General features: G+C 63.4%; 14 protein-coding genes. 4 read left to right on the forward strand and 10 right to left on the reverse strand.

What is annotated here, in order from left to right:
• Nucleotides 1-4: 4 nt before the first annotated feature.
• The 9 genes from AC3ANQ_RS11985 to pdxT all read right to left on the reverse strand — a co-directional run bounded on the left by AC3ANQ_RS11985 (nt 5) and on the right by pdxT (nt 9,884).
• Complete coding sequence (locus AC3ANQ_RS11985; RefSeq protein ID WP_326493989.1) at nt 5-2,398, reverse strand: RelA/SpoT family protein; 2,394 nt, start codon at nt 2,396-2,398, stop codon at nt 5-7.
• Nucleotides 2,399-2,545: 147 nt separating this feature from the next.
• Complete coding sequence (gene secF / locus AC3ANQ_RS11990) at nt 2,546-3,559, reverse strand: protein translocase subunit SecF (RefSeq protein WP_488301249.1); 1,014 nt, start codon at nt 3,557-3,559, stop codon at nt 2,546-2,548.
• Nucleotides 3,559-5,313, reverse strand: a complete 1,755-nt coding sequence (secD, locus tag AC3ANQ_RS11995) for a protein translocase subunit SecD (protein ID WP_488301250.1) — start codon at nt 5,311-5,313, stop codon at nt 3,559-3,561. Before secD ends, secF begins: the two co-directional genes overlap by 1 nt.
• 109 nt (nt 5,314-5,422) lie before the next feature.
• On the reverse strand, nt 5,423-5,806 hold the full coding sequence (yajC, locus tag AC3ANQ_RS12000; RefSeq protein ID WP_488305315.1) for a preprotein translocase subunit YajC: 384 nt from the start codon (nt 5,804-5,806) through the stop codon (nt 5,423-5,425).
• A gap of 190 nt (nt 5,807-5,996) precedes the next feature.
• Entirely contained in the window at nt 5,997-7,073 is a 1,077-nt protein-coding gene (gene ruvB, locus AC3ANQ_RS12005) for a Holliday junction branch migration DNA helicase RuvB (RefSeq protein ID WP_488301251.1), read from the reverse strand.
• A complete protein-coding gene (gene ruvA, locus AC3ANQ_RS12010) occupies nt 7,066-7,710 on the reverse strand; it encodes a Holliday junction branch migration protein RuvA (protein ID WP_488301252.1) in 645 nt (214 codons plus the stop codon). The genes ruvB and ruvA overlap by 8 nt, the downstream gene beginning before the upstream one ends.
• A gap of 89 nt (nt 7,711-7,799) precedes the next feature.
• Nucleotides 7,800-8,378 carry a crossover junction endodeoxyribonuclease RuvC gene (gene ruvC, locus AC3ANQ_RS12015; protein ID WP_488301253.1) on the reverse strand — a complete coding sequence of 193 codons (579 nt, stop codon included), beginning with the start codon at nt 8,376-8,378 and terminating at the stop codon, nt 7,800-7,802.
• 45 nt (nt 8,379-8,423) lie between these two features.
• A complete protein-coding gene (locus tag AC3ANQ_RS12020; RefSeq protein WP_488301254.1) occupies nt 8,424-9,179 on the reverse strand; it encodes a YebC/PmpR family DNA-binding transcriptional regulator in 756 nt (251 codons plus the stop codon).
• Nucleotides 9,180-9,182: 3 nt separating this feature from the next.
• Nucleotides 9,183-9,884 (reverse strand): pyridoxal 5'-phosphate synthase glutaminase subunit PdxT, encoded by a 702-nt coding sequence (gene pdxT, locus AC3ANQ_RS12025; protein ID WP_488301255.1) that lies wholly within the window; start codon nt 9,882-9,884, stop codon nt 9,183-9,185.
• Between the two features lie 101 nt (nt 9,885-9,985).
• Between pdxT and AC3ANQ_RS12030 the strand changes: the two genes are divergently transcribed.
• The 3 genes from AC3ANQ_RS12030 to AC3ANQ_RS12040 are packed head-to-tail and all read left to right on the forward strand — an operon-like array spanning nt 9,986 to nt 14,099.
• A complete protein-coding gene (locus AC3ANQ_RS12030; RefSeq protein ID WP_488301256.1) occupies nt 9,986-11,281 on the forward strand; it encodes a MurT ligase domain-containing protein in 1,296 nt (431 codons plus the stop codon).
• A complete protein-coding gene (locus tag AC3ANQ_RS12035; protein ID WP_488301257.1) occupies nt 11,278-12,030 on the forward strand; it encodes a type 1 glutamine amidotransferase in 753 nt (250 codons plus the stop codon). The genes AC3ANQ_RS12030 and AC3ANQ_RS12035 overlap by 4 nt, the downstream gene beginning before the upstream one ends.
• A 56-nt stretch (nt 12,031-12,086) precedes the next feature.
• Nucleotides 12,087-14,099, forward strand: coding sequence for a M3 family metallopeptidase (locus AC3ANQ_RS12040; protein WP_488301258.1), 2,013 nt, complete (start codon nt 12,087-12,089; stop codon nt 14,097-14,099).
• Nucleotides 14,100-14,357: 258 nt separating this feature from the next.
• Here AC3ANQ_RS12040 and pdxS read toward each other — a convergent pair whose 3' ends face one another.
• On the reverse strand, nt 14,358-15,284 hold the full coding sequence (gene pdxS, locus AC3ANQ_RS12045) for a pyridoxal 5'-phosphate synthase lyase subunit PdxS (protein ID WP_488301259.1): 927 nt from the start codon (nt 15,282-15,284) through the stop codon (nt 14,358-14,360).
• Nucleotides 15,285-15,578: 294 nt separating this feature from the next.
• On the opposite strand from pdxS, the gene AC3ANQ_RS12050 reads away from it, so the two are divergent.
• Nucleotides 15,579-17,279, forward strand: coding sequence for an HNH endonuclease signature motif containing protein (locus AC3ANQ_RS12050; RefSeq protein WP_488301260.1), 1,701 nt, complete (start codon nt 15,579-15,581; stop codon nt 17,277-17,279).
• The last annotated feature ends 80 nt before the right edge of the window (nt 17,280-17,359 follow it).

A 17,359-nucleotide genomic window follows, 5' to 3' on the forward strand; every position in this document is an offset into this window, starting at 1 on the left:
CGGTTCAGCTCCGGCGACGATTTCCCGTGGTCCTGTAGACATCGAAGACGCCATCGATCTTGCGCACGGCACTGAGCACATGGTGCAAGTACTTCGGATCGCCCATTTCGAAGGCGAAACGGGAGATGGCCACACGGTCGCTGGAGGTGTGCACCGAAGCGGCCAGAATGTTGACGTGGTTCTCCGACAGTACGCGGGTGACATCCGAGAGCAACGACTTCCGGTCCAGTGCTTCCACCTGGATCTCAACCAGGAAGACGCTGGACTGGGTGGGAGCCCATTCAACCTCGACGATGCGGTCCGGCTGGTCACGGAGGTCCGAGACGTTCGTACAGTCCGTGCGGTGCACCGACACGCCGGAGCCCCTGGTTACGAAGCCCAGGATGGGATCAGGCGGGACAGGCGTACAACAGCGGGCCAGCTTGACCCAGACATCCCCGACTCCCCGGACGATGACTCCGGAGTCTGAGTACTTGGTCTTCTGAAGTTGCGAGGGGATGCTGACTTCGTCCAGGTCCTCGTCGGGCGTTTCATGGCCACCAAGGTGCTCCATGAGCTTTTCCATGACGGACTGCGCCGAAGTGTGCCCATCACCAACGCCTGCGTAGAGACCCGAAATATCTACGTAGTGGAATTCCTCTGCCACCGTGGACAGGGCGTCATGCGTCATGAGGCGTTGCAGGGGAAGGTTCTGCTTGCGCATGGCGCGGGTCAGTTGGTCCTTGCCGCGCTCAATGGCCTCTTCGCGGCGTTCCTTGCTGAACCACTGCCGGATCTTGTTGCGGGCCCGTGCGCTCTTGACGAAATGCTGCCAGTCCTGACTTGGACCTGCGCCCTCGGCCTTGGAGGTGAAAATCTCCACCCAGTCGCCATGATTGAGCTCGCTATTGAGCGGCACCAGCTTGCCGTTGACACGCGCACCGATGGTCCGGTGACCCACCTCGGTATGGACTGCGTAAGCGAAGTCCACAGGCGTCGAGCCTGCGGGAAGGGCCATGACCTCGCCCTTGGGGGTAAAGACAAAAACTTCGCGGGCATTAATCTCAAAACGCAGGGAATCCAGGAACTCGCCCGGATCCGACGTTTCCTGCTGCCAGTCGACCAATGAACGCAACCAGCCCATGTCGCCGTCCTTGGGGCTTCCGGGGCCTACAGCTGTCCGGTTGGGCTGGTCCTTGTACTTCCAGTGGGCCGCCACGCCATACTCGGCGCGTCGATGCATCTCATGCGTGCGGATTTGGATCTCGACGGGCTTGCCGCCAGGCCCGATAACCGTGGTGTGCAGGGACTGGTACATGTTGAACTTCGGCATGGCGATGTAGTCCTTGAACCGCCCCGGCAGGGGGTTCCAGCGCGAATGCAGGGTGCCAAGGGCTGCATAACAATCACGGACGGAGTCCACCAGGACCCGCACGCCCATGAGGTCGTTGATGTCGTCGAAGTCCTTGTCCCGGACGATCATCTTTTGGTAAATCGAATAATAGTGCTTGGGCCGGCCTGTGATGGTGGCCTTGATCCGGGCTACCCGAAGGTCTTCGGCAATCTGGTTGCGGATGACGCTCAAGCTCTTCTCGCGCTCCGGAGTGCGGTCCCCCACCATCCGGACAATCTCCTCGTACACCTTCGGGTACAAGGCGGCGAAGGAAAGGTCCTCGAGCTCCCACTTGATGGTGTTCATGCCCAAGCGGTGGGCCAGAGGGGCAAAGATCTCAAGTGTTTCGCGCGCCTTGCGGGCGGAGGATTCGGCGGAAACGAATCGCCACGTGCGCGCGTTGTGCAGGCGGTCCGCGAGCTTGATCATCAGCACGCGGATGTCCTTGGCCATGGCCACAACCATCTTGCGGACTGTCTCGGATTGCGCGGCCTCACCGAATTGAACCTTGTCCAATTTGGTGACACCGTCCACGAGCATAGCGACCTCAGGGCCGAAGTCACGGGTCAAGTCAGCGAGCGTGTAAGGAGTGTCCTCAACTGTGTCGTGCAAGAGTGCAGCGGCCAGGGTGGTGCCGGTGAGCCCGAGTTCGGCCAGGATCGTGGCCACGGCCACTGGGTGGGTGATGTACGGATCACCGCTCTTGCGCTTCTGTCCTTGGTGGCTGCGCTCTGCTACCGTGAAGGCCCGCTGGATAAGATCGAGGTCTTCCTTGGGGTTGTTCGCCCTGACTGTCCGCAGGAGCGGTTCAAGGATGGGCGAATAGGTGCTCGCGCCGCGTCCCGTCAGCTTCGCCAGCCTGGAGCGCGTCCGTTCGCGCCGTCCGGGGAACGTCGGACGCACGCCGGGACTGTCCACGGGAACACCACCCGAGGTGCTGCCCGTAGCTGCAGAAGCGGTGCCGGGCACGGGGCTCAGGCCGTCCTCCCCGCCCGCCGGTGGCGCCGACGTCGTACGTTCCTCCACAAAAGCACCTCTCACGACTGACTTAATTCTCCCAGTCTATTCCGCCGGTGACCTGTCCAAGAACCGGAACCCCCATGACGGAGGCAGGAACCGAAAGGGCCGGTCACCGCAATTGAGCGGTAACCGGCCCTTTCGAGGGAACAAGGCTTAGACGGAGGCAGTTTCCGAACTCGAACTGGCGGCTGCCGCGCGTCGATTCGCCACCTTCTTGGCCTGCTTCTGGAGCTCCGGTTCGCTCTGGCGCAGCCACGCGTACAGCGGTGCTGCGATGAAGATTGTGGCAGCCGTACCGATCAGGATGCCGACGAACAGTGCCAGGGAGAGGTCACGCAGCGTTCCCGCTCCCAACAGTCCGGCACCGATGAAGAGGATCGCGGCGACAGGAAGTACCGCCACCATCATGGTGTTGATGGAGCGCACCAAGGTCTGGTTGACGGCAAGGTTCACCTCTTCGGCGAAAGTGCGCCGACTGGAGGTGGCGATGTCCGAGGTGTTTTCACGGATCTTGTCGAAAACCACCACGGTGTCGTAGAGGGAATAGCTGAGAACCGTCAAGAAGCCGATGATGGCCGACGGCGTCACCTCGAAATCGCTCAAGGAGTAGACGCCTGCCGTGGTGAACATCGTGACCAGCATGCCGGCAAGGGCTGAAACCGACATCTTCCAGGTACGGAAGTAGAGAGCCATCAAGAGAGCGGCCAAGCCCACGAACACCGCGAGGCCAATCAGGGCCTGCTTGGTGACGTCCTGGCCCCATGTGGGGCCAATGAAGGTTGAGGTTACCTCGTTGTCCGTGACGCCGTAGGCCTTTGCGAGGTCCGTCTTGATCTTGATGGTCTGGTCATCGCTGAGTTTGTCAGTCTGGATACGCATGGTGTTGCCTGCGACGTTGGCGACGCGCGGAACTGCACCGGGGACGACGTCGTGGACCGCCTTTTCACCGGCGGCGGAATCGGTGGTCTTCACGTTGGAAACTGTGAACTCGGACCCGCCCCGGAAGTCGATTCCGAGGTTGTAGCCGCCCTTGACCACTGGCAGGAGGATGGAGATCGCCACCGCCACTGCGGCGATGATGAACCAGATCTTCTTGCTGGATACGAAGTTGTAAGAGCGCTTGCCCGTGTAGAGCTCGTTGCCGAACTTTGCGAAGCTCGTGGTCATTACTTCTCCTCCTTGGTTCCGTTGGAAGAACCAGCCAGCTGGGCTTGCTTTTCCGCAAGCCGGCGCTCGGCGATGGTCATGCGACGCTCGGCTTCCGCAGCGGCACCCGTGTTGCGGGCGCGCACGACGGCGGGCTTCTCGGCCGGCGTGCGGAGCCTGCCCGCACCGCGGTACAGCGGCAGGGCGCCAAGGCGCTCAGGGTCCAGACCGGAGAAGCGGTGGCCTTCGCCGAAGAACTTGGTCCGGGCCAGCACCTGAAGTGTCGGGTGCGTGAACATGAACACGACCAAGAGGTCTGCCAGCGCGGTGAGGCCGAGGGTGAAGGCAAAGCCGCGGACGTTTCCAACGGCGACGAAATACAACACCAAGGCAGCGAGCAGGTTGACGGCCTTTGAGGCGAGGACCGTGCGCTTGGCGCGCTTCCAACCGTTCGCGACGGCGGACACGAGGCCCTTGCCCTCACGAAGTTCGTCACGGATGCGTTCGAAGTACACGATGAAGGAGTCGGCCGTTTGGCCAATGGCCACGATTAGACCTGCCACACCGGCCAGCGACAGCCGGTAGTTTTCAGTCCATCCAAGAATCGCGATGGCAAGGTAGGTGAGTCCGCCGGCCACCACGAGGGAGAGGATGGTCACGAAGCCCAAGGCTCGGTACTGGAAGAGTGAATAGACCACCACGAGCAGGAGGCCGATCACGCCGGCCATCAAGCCAAGACGCAGCTGCTCGCCGCCGAGGGTGGCGGAAATCTGCTCCTCGGACTGGATATCGAAGCTGATGGGCAAAGCGCCATAGCGAAGCTGGTCTGACAAGGCCTGCGCGGACGCTTGCGTGAAGTTACCAGTGATCTGCGGCTTGCCATCGGTGATGACGGCGAGGGCACGCGGCGCAGAAATGACTTGGTCATCCAGGACGATGGCGAACTGGGCCTTGGGGTCGTTGCCGCCCTGTGCCTGCGATGCCACGTAGAACTGGTTGAGCCTCTGGGTAACGTCCTTGAAAGTCTTCGTGGCGTTCGCATCGAACGTGATAGTCACGCCCCAGGCATTGGTCACCGAGCCCTGTGCACCCTGGACGGGATCGAAGGAGGACGAAACGATGTCCTGGCCCTTCACCTCGACCGGGCCGAGGATGTACTTGACGGCAGGAGTCTTGGCCGTTGCCGGCTCGCAGGTCACCAGCGGCTTGGCGGGATCTGACCGCGGCTGCTTGTCCTGGGCGGGATTGACACAGTCCAGGGCTTCGAAAGCCTTGTAGACGTCCGCAGTCACCCAGTTGGTGTCGCTAGCGTTTGTTGGCGCAGCCGTGGGCTTGGGCAGGCTCGCGTCAGGCGTCCGCGATGCCACCGGAACGGCCGCAGGGTCTCCCGCCGTGATAACGGGACGGAAGTTCATGTCCGCCGAGGCCTGGATCAGGGCGCGGGTTTCCGAGCTGGGCGTGCCGGGAAGGCTGACAACCACGTTGCGGCCGGACTGGGTGGTGATTTCCGCTTCGGCAACGCCTGAGCTGTCAACGCGTTGGCGAATGATCGCCACAGCCTGGTTCAGCTGTTCCTCGTTGATGCCCGACGAACCCTCGACCTTTGGCGCGAGGATCATCTGCGTGCCGCCCTCAAGGTCAAGCGCGAGCTTTGGTGCCCAGCTTGCATGGCCTGTGACGACTCCCCCAGCGAGGACTGCTGTAAGTACAGCGAATATTGCGACAAGCCAGATCAGCACCCTGCGGGCTGCGTTTTTTTGGCCGGTTCGTGCCATGTTCGATCTTCCTGTTGATGACGGAACAGCCGCCGGCGCGCACTTGTGAGCGCAGGCCGGCGGCGGTTCATTGCCGTAGGACTATTCCCGCTGGTGACGCGGGTACGGACTAGCTGTCCTTCTTGCCCTCGTCATTGAGGCGCTTGAGGGTTTCCTCCGGGGTCTCAGCGTGTGCTGGCTCGTCGGCGTCAGCAGCCGTCAGGGACGACGCGTCATCCGGAACGTCAACAGCCGCTTCCTCGGCGGGCTCAACAATCTTGGTAACGGCCTGGCGGTGCACCGTGGCGAGGTTGCCCGGAGACAGTTCAAGGACAACTTTGTTCTCGGCGTCGTCCATCGAGACGATTCGGCCGTACAGTCCGAAACTGGTCATGACGTCAACGCCAGGGGCGAACTGGGACTGCAGCTTGGCCTGCTGTTGCTGCGTCTTCTTGTTGCGGCGGAACATCATGAAGATGAAGACGCCAAGCATGGCAAACAGCAGGATTGTCATTGGATCCACAGGGAAGTTCCGTTCTTTACTTACGTTTTTGGTTTCACGGCCATGTCTGCCCGGTGGATCCGACGGCCGTGGAGCTTTCCCCCACTTGGCCGCACAATGCTCCGACGGGCGGGCACAGAACCAAGGACTCGAACGTGCCGAGTGTCATACCAGTCTAGAGGCTTAAGCTGAATGGATCGTGCTAGCGGCCGGTGTCGATGCTTTCTGCCTGATTTTCGCTGTCCTCGAACAGGGCCAGAGGGTCCTGTCCGAACACGCCGGCCGGTACGGCATATCCAAGGTGCGTCCATGCCGAGGCCATGGCAATCCTGCCGCGCGGCGTCCTCCCAAGAAGTCCCTCACGTACGAGGTACGGCTCAGCAACAGTCTCGACCGTCTCAGGCTCTTCGCCGACGGCGATCGCGAGGGTGGACAGCCCCACCGGACCCCCGTTGAACTTGGTGATCAACGCTTCCAGTACCGCGCGGTCCAGGCGGTCCAGTCCACGCTGGTCCACTTCATACATGTCCAAAGCGGCGGAGGCAGCCCGGGCGTCGATCTGTTCGATGCCGTGGACCAATGCCCAGTCCCGCACGCGGCGCAGCAGCCGGTTGGCGATACGCGGTGTTCCACGGGAACGGCCGGCGATCTCGCTGAATCCGGCCGAATTGACCTTCAGGTCAAGGAGCCCGGCCGAGCGGCGCAGAACCAGCTCAAGCTCGGCTACCGAATAGAACTCCAGATGTCCGGTAAATCCGAAACGGTCACGCAGCGGTCCGGGCAGGAGTCCGGCCCGGGTAGTAGCGCCGACCAGGGTGAATGGCGGCAGCTCCAGCGGAATGGCTGTTGCCCCTGCCCCCTTGCCCACCACGATGTCCACCCGGAAATCTTCCATGGCCATGTACAGCATTTCCTCTGCAGGCCGGGACATCCGGTGGATTTCGTCGAGGAAGAGAACCTCACCTTCCGAGAGGGAAGAGAGGATGGCTGCCAAGTCCCCGGCATGCTGGATGGCTGGACCGCTGCTGATGCGCAAGGGAGCGTTCATCTCGGCGGCGATGATCATGGAGAGCGTGGTCTTGCCCAGCCCCGGGGGGCCTGAAAGCAGGACGTGGTCCGCGCTGCGGCCGCGCATCCTCGAGGCTTCCAGGACGAGCGAGAGCTGCTTGCGAACGCGGTGCTGGCCGACGAAGTCGTGGAGGTTTTTCGGGCGCAGTGCGGCTTCGATGATGCGCTCTTCGGGTTCCTCTCCCCCGGTAACGAGGGACTCCTCAGCCACGGCTGCCTACCCGGTTTCCCGCGCGGGCACCGTCCTGGCCGAGCCAGCGGAGGGTGGCCCGCAGAATGTGCGCGACATTGCCGGCGTCCGCAAGTTCAGGGGAATCCGCCATTGCCTTGTCGATGCTGCCGGCGGCGTCCTTCTCGGACCAGCCGAGACTCGTCATGGCGGCGACCACTTGCGGCTTCCAGACCGCTTCGGCCGCGACGGCGGGCGCAGCCCCCGGCGCGGTGCCATGCGGGACGAGCTTGCCGGCAAGTTCCAGGACGATCCTGCCGGCTACCTTGGGTCCAATACCGGGAACCCTGGTGAACGACTTGGCATCACCGGAATGCGCAGCCACGCGGATCGCTTCGGGCTCATGCACGGCCAACACTGCGAGGGCCAGACGCGGCCCCACCCCGCTCACACTGAGCAGGACATCGAAAACTTCCCGCTCGTCGTCGTTCGAGAAGCCAAAAAGCGTCAGGGAGTCCTCCCGGACGATCAACGAGGTGAACAGCTTTGCTTCCTGGCCGACATGCAGATGGCTGAGGGTCTGGGGCGTGGCGTAGACGCTCATTCCGGCACCGTTGAGATCGATGACGGCCGTGGACAAGCTGACGTGCGCCACGGTTCCGCGGAGAAAACTGATCAAGACCCGGCTCCTGAAGTACTGCCCCGTGCATGCTGCGCCGCGGGCTATCCGAACATATCTACGAATACCCTAGCAAGGGCAACCGACAATTAGCGGACGCGGCGCGCTTTCGCCTCGGCTTCGGCCCAAGCCCTCTGGGCCGGCGTCAGCGCGCTGCTCCCTGGTCCGGTAGTGGCAACCGCGGCGCCGCTGCCTGCCCGCCACGCGTGCGTAACAGCGAGGGCCAACGCATCCGCGGCGTCCGCAGGACGGGGCGGTGCGTCCAGGCGCAAGATCTTGGTAATGAGTTTTGTCACTGCCTCTTTGTTGGAGGTGCCGCTTCCAGTGACGGCAGCTTTGACCTCCGACGGCGTATGGAGTGCCACCGGAATGCCGCGCCGCGCAGCGGCGGCAATGACCACACCGGACGCCTGGGCCACGCCCATGACTGTGCTGACGTTCAACTGGGAGAAGACCCGTTCCACCGCAAGGACGTCGGGTTTGTACAGGTCAAGCCATTCATCGATGGCCTCAGCGATGACCAGCAACCGCTGGTCCAATGACTGCTCCGGGGAGGTTCCCACGACGCAGACGGCCACCATGGTGGCGCGCCGGTTCCGTTCGACGTCGACCACTCCGATGCCGCAACGGGTGAGGCCCGGATCGACTCCCAATACGCGAAGAGTCAAGTCCGGGCCTCCCTGTTTGATGTCACGCTGAGTTGCAAGAGGACGCTACTCGGCTTCGAGCGCAGCCTGGACTTCCTCGCTCATGTCCGCGTTGGTGTAAACGTTCTGGACGTCGTCGAGATCTTCGAGGGCGTCCACGAGCTTCATGAACTTCTTGGCGCCCTCGAGGTCCAGCGGAACCTGCATGGACGGCACAAACTCGGCTTCGTCCGACTCGTATTCGATGCCGGCTTCCTTGAGGGCATCTCGGATTGCCTGGAGATCGGTGGGCTCCGAGTGGATTTCCCAGTTTTCTCCGCTGTCCTTGACTTCCTCGGCGCCGGCGTCGAGTACGGCCATCAGGATGTCGTCTTCGCTGAGCCCGTTCTTAGGCAGGTTAACGACGCCCTTGCGGGTGAAGAGGTAGCTCACGGAGCCGGGGTCGGCGATGGTGCCGCCGTTGCGGGAAATGGCGAGCCGGACCTCCGAGGCAGCACGGTTCTTGTTGTCCGTGAGGCACTCGATCAGAAGAGCGGAACCCTGCGGCCCGCGGGCTTCGTACATGATTTCCGTGTAGTCGACCACTTCACCGGTCAGGCCGGCACCGCGCTTGATGGCGCGGTCGATGTTGTCAGCGGGAACCGATGTCTTCTTGGCTTTGGTGACAGCCAGTTCAAGGCTTGGGTTGCCGGCGAGGTCCGGTCCGCCCATGCGGGCAGCGACTTCGATGTTCTTGATCAGCTTGGCGAACGACTTGGCCCGGCGGCTATCGAGGATGGCCTTCTTGTGCTTGGTCGTCGCCCATTTGGAGTGGCCTGACATGCTTTAAACTTCCCCTCTGATCATTCGAATAAATAGTTCATGCACGCGCTTCTCCCCAGTCACTTCCGGGTGGAAGGAGGTGGCCAGCAACCGACCTGAGCGCACTGCAACAATTCTAGCCAACCCATGCAAAGCGTCCGTGTGGGCGGCTTTGCCCGGTTCCACTTGGGCGAGGATCTCGACGCCCGGACCCACGCGTTCCACCCACGGTCCGCGGATGAACACTGCATGGACAGGATCAACTCCAGACACCCCCGCACTGAATTCAAGTCCCTTGAAGTCAAGATCGGTTTCAAAGGACTCGCGCTGCCGGCCGAAAGCGTTGCGACGGACCGTGATGTCCAATCCACCGAAAGTCTGCTGCGGATTACCGGCCAGGTCCGTGGCGGGATCGGCGATGTCGTCCGCCAGCAGGATCATGCCCGCACAGGAACCGTAGACGGGGAGCCCGGACGCGATCTGCTTGCGAATGGGATCGGCGAGTTCAAAGATACGGGCCAATTTGTCGATAGTGGTGGATTCGCCACCGGGAATAATGAGGCCGTCAATGTCGTCTAGCTCCGCGGGACGCCGGATGCCGATTCCGGTGGCACCGGCCGCTTCGACGGCGTGAAGGTGCTCGCGGAAATCGCCTTGTAGGGCGAGGACGCCGATGCGCAGGCCGGAGCCCACGCGTGATGACGCCTCGGAAGGGGGGTTGGTCATTCGACCATCATAATGCGCTGCCGATGGCGGAGCCGCCTTGGCAACCCGATTGCAGGCCTGCGGCACATGGTTTATGCACCAACTGGGATATATTACAGAGCATGTTTTCGTTCACCGTTCCACTCGGCAAGCTGGTGCGCGCAGTGTCCAGGCTTCGCGGCGGAGGTTCGGCTCTGCCTGGCCTCGTGGTCGAGAAGATCGACCCGGGCTTCATGCAACGGACGCTGTCCTCGCTCCCCCATGGCGTGGCCGTGGTTAGCGGGACCAATGGCAAGACGACCACCACCAAAATGGTGGTGGAACTGCTTGAAAGCCAAGGCTTGAAGGTCTTCACTAACCGCACAGGCAGCAACTTCACGCGCGGCGTGGCAGCGGCCCTCCTGGGTGAGGTGGACTGGCGCGGCAAGCTGGACGCCGACGTCGCGGTGTTGGAACTTGACGAGGCACACGCCGTGCACTTCGTGAACAAGGTACCGCCGCGCTACTGCCTCCTCTTGAACGTTCTTCGCGACCAACTGGATCGCTTCGGCGAAATCGACACGACCGCGTTGCTTCTTCAGAGGATCGCCGAAAGAACCACGGGAACCGTGGTCCTGAACCGCGAGGATCCGCGCGTCGCCCGGATCGCAGCGACCATTACTGGTCCCGAAGTGCTCTACTTCGGTTTGGACGAATCGCTCCGCAGCACCTTCCCGAACGACGACGACATGCGTTCCGCGACGCCTGGAACCGGCGCCCAAGGTGACGTTCCCGCCGTCGAAACGGCCGACGTCGTGCTCCGCCGGGTCGGTGCCGACGAAGCGGACTTCGAGTTCGACGGCGAACGGGTCACCACCCAGCTGAAGCTCCGCGGCGTCTACAACATCTTCAACGCCGCCGCCGCGTTGGTGCTGGCCAGAAGCATTACCGGGGCAAGCGGCAAGCCAGGAGACGCCGCGAAGCTGGTCAGGGCCCTCTCCGAGGTCGCTCCGGCGTTTGGCCGCGGGGAAAGCCTCGTGGTGGACGGCCAGCCCCTTGAGTTGGTGCTGGTGAAGAATCCCAGCGGCTTCCGGCTCGGCCTGAAGTCCTTCCCGGCGAAGGGCTACGCGTCCATGATCGCCATCAATGACAACTATGCCGACGGCCGCGACATGTCCTGGCTATGGGATGTTGAATTCGAGTCCCTCCGAGAGGACGGCGTGGACGTCCTCACCGGCGTCCGAGCGTACGACATGGCCCTGCGGCTTCAGTACGACGAGGTCCGTTTTGGCTCCGTGAACACAGACATCCCCGCGGCCTTGGCTGAATTCATCCGGGGTTCGGCAGGCAAGCCGAAGCGGGTTTTCTGCACTTATACTGCGATGCTGGCCATTCGGCGTGAACTCTCCAAAATCACCACAGTGGAGGTGGTCTCATGACCTCGGCCGAAGATACTGCACAACACGCAAGCAAGGGCACCATACGGGTACTGCAGTTGTATCCGCGTGCGATGAACATCTACGGGGACTGGGGCAACTCCCTCGTCCTGCGCCAGCGGCTGCTCTGGCACGGCTACACGCCCGAGCTCCTCGAATACAACGTGGGCGACGAATTCCCCGAGGATGTTGACATCATCGTCGGCGGCGGTGGACAGGACAGCGGCCAGATCGTCATCAAGGACGACCTCCAGGCACGCGGCGACCAACTCCGCGGGATGGCGGAGGACGGAACGCCCATGCTGGTCATTTGCGGGCTCTACCAGCTTTTCGGCAAGTTCTTCAAGACGAAGGCCGGCCCGGTCATCCCGGGCATCGGCATCCTGGATGTCGAAACCGTCGGCACCGATGAGCGTCTCATCGGCAACGTCACGCTCACCTCACCTGAGTTCGGCGAAATCCTGGGCTACGAAAACCACAGCGGACAGACCTCTCTGGGCCCCGGCGTCGAGCCCCTCGGCACCGTGTCCAAGGGCGCCGGCAACAACAGCAAAGACGGCCATGAAGGCGCCCGGCACCGCAACGTCGTTGCCAGTTACCTGCACGGATCCCTGTTGCCGAAGAATCCTGCCATCGCCGATTTCCTGATCCGCACCGCCGCCGAACGTAAGTACGGTACTTTCGTCCCCGGAACGCCCGACGACGGCTTCGCCCGCCTCGCGCGCGAACATGCGGCGCGGCGGCCGCGCTAGCTGCACACCCGGCCAAGATCGTTGTGGACCGCGGCCCTGCATGAAAGGGTTGCTTGATGACGAACCCTCTCTTGGAGCCGAGTACCCTTCCCTTCGGATTGCCACCCTTTGCAGAGATCCAGGACAGCCACTACGCCGAGGCAGTGGACGCGGGTCTCGTTGAGCACCTGGCCGAGATCCAATCCATCGTGGACAATCCGGAGCCCGCATCCTTCGAAAATACGGCGGTTGCGATGGAACGCTCTGGCCGCATGCTGGAGCGGGCAGCGGCATCCTTCTTCACACTGGTTTCCGCCGATGCTTCCGAGGCCATCCGGAAGCTGGAAACGGAACTGTCTCCACGCTTCTCTGCCCATCAGGACGCGGTTTACCTCAACCGCGGACTGTACGAGCGGTTCGCAGCCATTGACACTTCAGGGCTTGATGACGAGTCCATCCGGCTGGTGCAGGAGTACCTCAGGGAATTCCGCCAGTCGGGGATCCAGCTTGAACCGGATGATCAGGAAAAGCTCAAGGGCCTCAATGCGGAGCTGTCCCGTTTAGGCACGGAGTACGGCCAACGCGTCAAGGAAGCCATGAAGGACGCGGCACTCTTGCTGGATGATGCCGCAGAGCTTGCAGGCCTGCCAGCGGACGAAATCGCCAGCGCTGCCGAGGCAGCACGCTCTGCCGGACACGAGGGGAAGTACCTCCTGACCCTCATACAACCGAGCAACCAGCCTGCTTTGGCTTCTTTGCAGAACCGCGACCTCCGCCGCCGCCTGTATGAGGCGTCCATCGCGAGGGGCAGCGACGGCGGCAGCCTGGACGTCCTGGAACTGGCGAAGTCCATGGTGTGCTTGAGGGCTGAGAAGGCGGCCCTTCTCGGGTTCGGGGACTACGCCGAACTGGTCATCGACCGGCAGACTGCTCCAGATTTTGCGGCGGTCGAGGCCATGCTCAACAGGCTCGCTCCGGCCGCGATCCGCAACGCCGACGCCGAAGCCGCCGCACTGGCGCAGAGCGCAGGGCACCCGCTGGAAGCTTGGGATTGGGCGTACTACTCCTCGAAGGTCCGGCGGGAGCGCTACGCGGTGGACGAGCAGCTTCTACGGCCCTATTTCGAATTGGACCGGGTGCTGGTGGACGGGGTGTTTTTCGCAGCCACAAACCTCTTCGGTATTACCTTTCACGAGCGCAAAGACCTTGAGGGATACCACCCAGACGTCCGCGTCTGGGAGGTCCGCAACGAGGACGGCACCGAGTTGGGCCTCTTCCTGGGCGACTACTACGCCCGGGACTCAAAGCGCGGCGGCGCCTGGATGAACTCGCTCGTCGAACAGTCAGCACTGCTGGGCACCAAGCCAGTGGTGATCAACAACCTGAACATCTCCAAACCGCCAGCGGGAGAACCGACCCTTCTGACCTTGGACGAAGTCCGGACCGCTTTCCACGAGTTCGGCCACGCCCTGCACGGACTTTTCTCCAACGTCACGTATCCACGGTTTTCCGGAACCTCAGTGCCCCGGGACTTCGTGGAGTATCCGTCACAGGTCAACGAGATGTGGATCATGTGGCCCGAGATCATCGGCAACTACGCCCGCCACTACGCCACCGGCGAGCCGCTCTCCCAGCACATCATTGACCGCCTCAACGAGTCCAGGCTCTGGGGCGAAGGTTTCGCCACGACGGAGTACCTCGGTGCGGCCCTTTTGGACCTGGCCTGGCACGTGTTGGACGTGGAAGGCGTTCCACAGGATGCGCAGGACTTCGAGGCCAAGGCATTGGCTGCGGCCGGCGTGGCGCACTCCCTCATACCGCCCCGGTACCGCACGGGTTACTTCCAACACATCTTCGCCGGTGACTTCTACGCAGCCGGGTACTACTCCTACATCTGGAGTGAAGTACTCGACGCGGAAACGGTGGACTGGTTCACCGAAAACGGCGGACTCCTGCGCAAGAACGGCGAACGATTCCGTGCGGAGCTACTCTCCCAGGGCAACAGCCGGGATCCCTTGGAATCCTTCCGCACACTCCGGGGACGAGATGCCTCCCTGGAGCCCCTCCTCAAGCGCCGCGGGCTTCAGTAGTCGGTAGGCCGACCCAACTAACCCGCAGTTGTTGTCGTTTTGGGCCCTGATAACGACATTAACTGCGAGTTACTTGGGTTAACGCACGACGGCGGCCAGTCACCGTGAAGGTGACCGGCCGCCGTCGCGCTAGAGGCAAGCTGTGGTCCGGCAGCGTGCGTAAAAGGGGCCCTGCGTCCGGCTCGCCGCGAAGCGGCCTAGCCGGGTGTGGGGAATAGCACGCAGAGGACCAGAGCGCTGCCGCGCTACAGGTGAGTGTTACCAGCCGCGCTCGGCGAGGCGGTGGGGTTCGGGGATTTCCTCGACGTTGATGCCCACCATGGCTTCGCCCAGGCCGCGGGAGACCTTGGCGATGACGTCGGGGTCATCGAAGAACGTGGTGGCCTTCACGACGGCGGCGGCACGCTGTGCCGGGTTGCCGGACTTGAAGATGCCCGAACCGACGAACACGCCGTCCGCACCGAGCTGCATCATCATTGCCGCGTCCGCCGGGGTGGCGATGCCGCCGGCGGTGAACAGCACGACGGGGAGCTTGCCGGTGGCGGCGACTTCCTTGACGAGCTCATACGGGGCCTGCAGTTCCTTGGCCGCGACGTAGAGCTCGTCCTGGGGCAGCGTGGAGAGTCGGAGGATCTCGGCGCGGATCTGGCGCATGTGCGTTGTGGCGTTGGAGACGTCGCCGGTGCCGGCCTCGCCCTTGGAACGGATCATGGCCGCACCCTCGTTGATGCGGCGCAGGGCCTCGCCGAGGTTCGTGGCGCCACAGACGAAGGGAACGGTGAACTTCCACTTGTCGATGTGGTGGGTGTAGTCGGCCGGGGTCAGGACCTCGGACTCGTCGATGTAGTCCACACCCAAAGACTGCAGGACCTGGGCCTCGACGAAGTGCCCGATGCGGGCCTTGGCCATGACCGGGATGGACACCGCGGCGATGATCGCATCGATCATGTCCGGGTCCGACATGCGGGAGACGCCGCCCTGGGCGCGGATGTCCGCGGGAACGCGCTCGAGCGCCATCACGGCCACGGCACCGGCATCTTCGGCGATGCGGGCCTGCTCGACGTTGACGACGTCCATGATGACGCCGCCCTTGAGCATCTCGGCCATGCCGCGCTTGACGCGGCTGCTGCCCGTAACGCTGGCTGCGGACGAACCGGCTTCGTTGCTTACATCAGGTGTAGACACAAAAACCCCTATGGGTAGATAGAAGACCTTGGCCGGGGCGCAGGCGGACAGGTGGCCACGCACAGCACGCACCGGATTTCCAGGTCACATTGACCAAGTAAGTTCAATACTAGTCCCCTGCGCTGGGCCGGTCGTACTTGATTACCCGCCTCAGGCCACACTGTTCCGCCAGTGGCTGGAGGCACCGCGCATCGGCTGATATGGGTCCCGCTCGTCGCGATACTTCGAGTACCAGGGAACGGATCGCAAGCTAACCGGGCTAATAATGTCCGAGCCTCGTGACAGTGTTTGTTTATGGAAGGCATCGATCAATTAGCGGCACGTCGGGCGGCCCCGCCCGATGGCGGGATTGCGCCGCTGGGGCGTCTTTCCCGCCGCCTGAAGCCCGCTGCTTCCTCCCGCCATGCCGACATCAACCGGCTGGAGGTCTGCCCCGGTACCGGGCCTGAATCCGCGCCGGGCCTGGCAGGTGGCCTTGATCAGGCAGCGGAGGCGATGAATGCGCTGCGTTCAGCTGCCGTCTCCGAGGCCCGGCTGTTTGGCTTCCCCGAGGCCGCTGAGTTCGCCGGCAAGGTCGAAGAGATCTCGCGGACGGTGGAGTTTTTGCAGATCGTAGCGGCCCAGGCCCTGGAGCGGACGCGGCGCGAAGCCCAGGCGGCACGGCAGTCATCCCCGGCACCGGCGTGGATGACCGGCTGGACCGAGCCCGCGGCAACCGCATCCGACCCCGGGGTTCCGGCGTCGGCACCTGCGCTCAGCCCCACGGAAGTGGCCGCCGTGGTTGACGGCGGTTACCGGAACGCCGCCGAATTCCTGCGGGCCAGGCTGCGGATCGGCATCGGCGAGGCCCGGCGCCGGCTCGCACAGGCCGCCGCCGTGCTCCCGCAGGCAGGGATCGCCGGGCAGGAAATACCCGCACGGCACGGGGTCCTCGCCGCGGCCCTTTCCTCGGCAGCCGTGCCGTCCCGTTCGGCCACGGTGATCAGCGTTGCCCTGGACCAGGTGCGGCACATCGCCGATACGGACACCGCCCTGCAGATGGAACAGGCACTGACCAGCACCGCGCTGCAGAGCGATCCCGATTTCGTGTCCCGGATGGCGAAGCGCTGGGTCCACGCCATCGACCAGGACGGGCCAGAACCCGGAGAGGAAGAACTCCGCCACCGCCAAGGCGCGTTCATCCGCACACCCCGCCGCGGCCTGCATCACCTGGAAATCTTCGCCACCGCGGAACAATTTGAAACCCTCGCCACCGTCATGAACACCGCCACCAACCCGCGCCTCCGCCACGATACCGGCGGATCACCGGACGCGGATTCCGGCGGCACCACCGGCGGCGCCGCCGGAGGGTTTTCGGAGCACGACGCCGTTGCCCACCCGTCGCTGGATCGCCGCTCACGGGCACAGAAGCTGCTAGACGGGCTCGTCGGGGCCTGCGCAGCGGCCCTGTCCACCGGTGAGCTTCCCGCCGCGGGTGGTCTCCGTCCGCAGGTGATGGTCACGATCGACTACCGCGAGCTGCTCGAGCGCGTCGAACACCAAACCACCGCAGCAAGCCCCCGCCTGGGCACCGGCACGTCCACGTTCCAGGGCCCGATCCACCCCTCGGCCATCCGCAAGATCGCCTGCGACGCGGACATCATCCCCGTCCTGCTCGGCAGCGACAGCCGCGTCCTGGACATCGGCCGCACCACCCGGGTGTTCCCGCCCCACATCCGCAAAGCCATCACCGCCCGCGACCAAGGCTGCGCCTTCCCCGATTGCGACATCCCCGCGCCCTGGTGCGAAGCCCACCACACCACCTACTGGTCCCACGGCGGCACCACCGGAACCGACAACGGCGTCTTGCTGTGCAGCCACCACCACCACGTCATCCACAAAGAACAATGGACCATCACCACGGACACCGGAGTGGCATGGTTCAAACCCCCACCCCACATCGATCCCCGCCAAACACCCAGACGCAACCACTACTTCAGACCCACCCGGGGATGAACCCGCGAGCACGAAACGCGCCTGCACACCACAGGAACGCGAGTGACACCAACGCGTATCTCCCGAGCGGCCAACAGGCT

The organism is Arthrobacter sp. DMZ02-1R, from assembly GCF_057747935.1.

What these genes read in the sequence shown, in the direction of transcription:
- secD (WP_488301250.1), bottom strand. Translation starts at nt 5,313, where the DNA reads ATGGCACGAACCGGCCAAAAAAACGCAGCCCGCAGGGTGCTGATCTGG.
- AC3ANQ_RS12020 (WP_488301254.1), bottom strand. Translation starts at nt 9,179, where the DNA reads ATGTCAGGCCACTCCAAATGGGCGACGACCAAGCACAAGAAGGCCATC.
- pdxT (WP_488301255.1), bottom strand. Translation starts at nt 9,884, where the DNA reads ATGACCAACCCCCCTTCCGAGGCGTCATCACGCGTGGGCTCCGGCCTG.
- yajC (WP_488305315.1), bottom strand. Translation starts at nt 5,806, where the DNA reads ATGACAATCCTGCTGTTTGCCATGCTTGGCGTCTTCATCTTCATGATG.
- AC3ANQ_RS12050 (WP_488301260.1), top strand. Translation starts at nt 15,579, where the DNA reads ATGGAAGGCATCGATCAATTAGCGGCACGTCGGGCGGCCCCGCCCGAT.
- secF (WP_488301249.1), bottom strand. Translation starts at nt 3,559, where the DNA reads ATGACCACGAGCTTCGCAAAGTTCGGCAACGAGCTCTACACGGGCAAG.
- AC3ANQ_RS12035 (WP_488301257.1), top strand. Translation starts at nt 11,278, where the DNA reads ATGACCTCGGCCGAAGATACTGCACAACACGCAAGCAAGGGCACCATA.
- AC3ANQ_RS12030 (WP_488301256.1), top strand. Translation starts at nt 9,986, where the DNA reads ATGTTTTCGTTCACCGTTCCACTCGGCAAGCTGGTGCGCGCAGTGTCC.
- AC3ANQ_RS12040 (WP_488301258.1), top strand. Translation starts at nt 12,087, where the DNA reads ATGACGAACCCTCTCTTGGAGCCGAGTACCCTTCCCTTCGGATTGCCA.